The organism is Trebonia sp., from assembly GCF_049794275.1.
Taxonomy (GTDB): Bacteria; Actinomycetota; Actinomycetes; order Streptosporangiales; family Streptosporangiaceae; genus Trebonia.
On sequence record NZ_JBARCR010000459.1, the window covers coordinates 1 to 2,374 of the forward strand.

The following is a 2,374-nucleotide window of genomic DNA, read 5'->3' on the forward strand; positions in this document are numbered from 1 at the left end:
GGTCAGCGCCGGCCGGGCCAGGGACTGGGTGGCCGCGCTGATCGAGGCGGCGCCGGACGACCGGGCCCGCGCGTTCGTCACCGAGCTCGCGGTCGAGCGGCTTCAGGTGGCCGGCGAGCCGGACGAGAAGTATGCCGACATGGTGCTCGCCACGGTCGGGGAACTGGCGGCCCGCCGGGAGATCGCCGCCATCAAGGCGAAGCTGCAGCGGACGAATCCGGAGGACGACCAGCCGGCGTACAACAAGATGTTCGGCGACCTGGTCGCGCTAGAGCAGCGCCGGAAGTGGCTGCTGGGACGGGCGACCGGTGGTTGATAGAACGTAACTAGGAGTTCTACCGCAGATTGCGAGCAGGTTAAACATCTGGTCAAAGCCGTAAAATTGGGTCCCCCGGAACCGGTGCTCCGTGCCGCAGACTGTTGCCGTGAGCCTGACCATAGTTACGAGCGCAGCATCGCTGACACAGCAGTTGACCGACCTCATGGCGCTTGGGCGCTCACGGGGCTTCGTGACGATGGGGGACGTCACTTCCGCAATCGACCGGGCCGACCTGTCCGCGGACACGCTGGACGCGGTCGTCCGGGTGCTCGCGGACGAGGGCATCGAAGTGACCGAGTCGCCGGCCGAAGAGGAGCCCGATACCAGGCTGCCTGACTTCGACACGGAAAGCGCGCGCCGGGCCGGCACGAGTGACCTGGTACGCATCTACCTGCGCGAGATCGGGCGGGTGCCGCTGCTCACCGCGGAGGACGAGGTGGAGCTGGCCAAGGCCATCGAGGCCGGCCTGTACGCCGAGGAGAAGCTGAACGGCGGCTATCCGCTGCTCGGCGAGGAACGGGCGGACCTGGAGTGGCTGGCCGCCGACGGGGTGCGCGGCAAGCAGCGGCTGATCGAGGCGAACCTGCGGCTGGTGGTGTCGATCGCCAAGCGGTACATCGGCCGCGGGCTGGTCTTCCTCGACCTGATCCAGGAGGGCAACCTGGGCCTGATCCGCGCGGTGGAGAAGTTCGACTACACCCGCGGGTACAAGTTCTCCACCTACGCGACCTGGTGGATCCGCCAGGCCATCACCCGGGCGATCGCCGACCAGGCGCGGACCATCCGGGTGCCGGTGCACATGGTGGAGACGATCAACAAGCTGGCCCGGGTGCAGCGCCAGCTGCACCAGGAGCTCGGCCGCGAGGCGACGGTAGACGAGATCGCCGCCGAGATGGGGGTCGAGCCGGTGCGGGTCGCGGAGATCCAGCGGATCGCCCAGGAGCCGGTGTCGCTGCAGTCGCCGATCGGCGAGGAGGAGTCTGACCTCGGCGACTTCATCGAGGACGCGGACGCCGTGGTGCCGATCGAGGCCGCGGCGTTCATCATGCTGCAGGACCAGCTCGAGCGGGTGCTGTGCGAGCTGTCGGACCGGGAGCAGCGGATCATCCAGCTGCGGTTCGGGCTGACCGACGGCCATCCGCGGACGCTGGAGGAGGTGGGCAGGGAGTTCGGCGTGACCCGGGAGCGGATCAGGCAAATCGAGTCGAAGACCCTGGCCAAGCTCCGCCACCCGAGCCGCGCGCTGCTCCTGCGCGAATACCTCGACTAAGACAGGCGTGCCCGGCGCCGCGCCGGCGCCGGGCACGTACCGTCAGGAGCCGTCGGTGGTGTATCGCGCCCCGTTGACTGATGCCTGGCCGTTGTCGACGGGAGAGCTGACCTGCCCGTCCGCCAAGTCCGCTGAGTCGCTCTTGCCGCCGAACGGGAGCCGGTCGCTGGCCTTCTTGGCCGTCGCGGCCATCTTCGGCACCTGCTCGCTGACGGTCGCGGCGGCCGACTTGGCGAGGTCAGGCGCCTTGGCCGCGGCGGTTTTTCCCAGTTCGGTGGCTTTGGCGGTGACCGTGCTCGTGGCCTTCTGCACAGCGGGAAGCTCCGCGACCTGCTTGCTGTACTTCACGATCTGGTCATACCGCTCCCGGCCGGCCCGCGAGCCGGCGATGAAACCGACGGCGAAGCCTGCGATGAACGTGGCCCTGTAGCGCATCTGGCACCCCTTCCGGTGCGTGGCGTCGTAACTTTCACCTTCCCCGGCACCCGGCGCCTCATTCATCCCGGGCCGCCGCCGCTCCCCATGTCGGCAGCCGTTCAAGCGTAACGTGCCATGCCGCGGGCACCCCTTCCGGTGCGCTACGCTTATCCGCGACGGTCCCGCGTAGCTCAATCGGCAGAGCGTCCGGCTGTTAACCGGCAGGTTATAGGTTCGAGTCCTATCGCGGGAGCTCCGGCTAGCCCCGAACCCTCAGTGGTTCGGGGTTTTTGGTTTCCCGGCACCGGAATAATCGACAGGAATCCTGTACATCTCTTTCCGGCTGTGACAGCATTCACGCCAAGTGG

2 protein-coding genes, 1 tRNA gene and 1 pseudogene are annotated in these 2,374 nt (G+C 67.9%); 3 read left to right on the plus strand and 1 reads right to left on the minus strand.

Annotated features, from left to right (window positions below; genetic code table 11):
- Positions 1-316, plus strand: a pseudogene (locus WA805_RS12640) (DNA primase); the annotation flags it as partial.
- Between the two features lie 166 nt (positions 317-482).
- On the plus strand, positions 483-1,589 hold the full coding sequence (rpoD, locus tag WA805_RS12645) for an RNA polymerase sigma factor RpoD (RefSeq protein ID WP_422278002.1): 1,107 nt from the start codon (positions 483-485) through the stop codon (positions 1,587-1,589).
- Between the two features lie 42 nt (positions 1,590-1,631).
- Here rpoD and WA805_RS12650 read toward each other — a convergent pair whose 3' ends face one another.
- On the minus strand, positions 1,632-2,024 hold the full coding sequence (locus tag WA805_RS12650; protein ID WP_422289214.1) for a hypothetical protein: 393 nt from the start codon (positions 2,022-2,024) through the stop codon (positions 1,632-1,634).
- Between the two features lie 162 nt (positions 2,025-2,186).
- On the opposite strand from WA805_RS12650, the gene WA805_RS12655 reads away from it, so the two are divergent.
- Positions 2,187-2,259: transfer RNA gene (locus WA805_RS12655), tRNA-Asn, on the plus strand.
- Positions 2,260-2,374 lie beyond the last annotated feature (115 nt).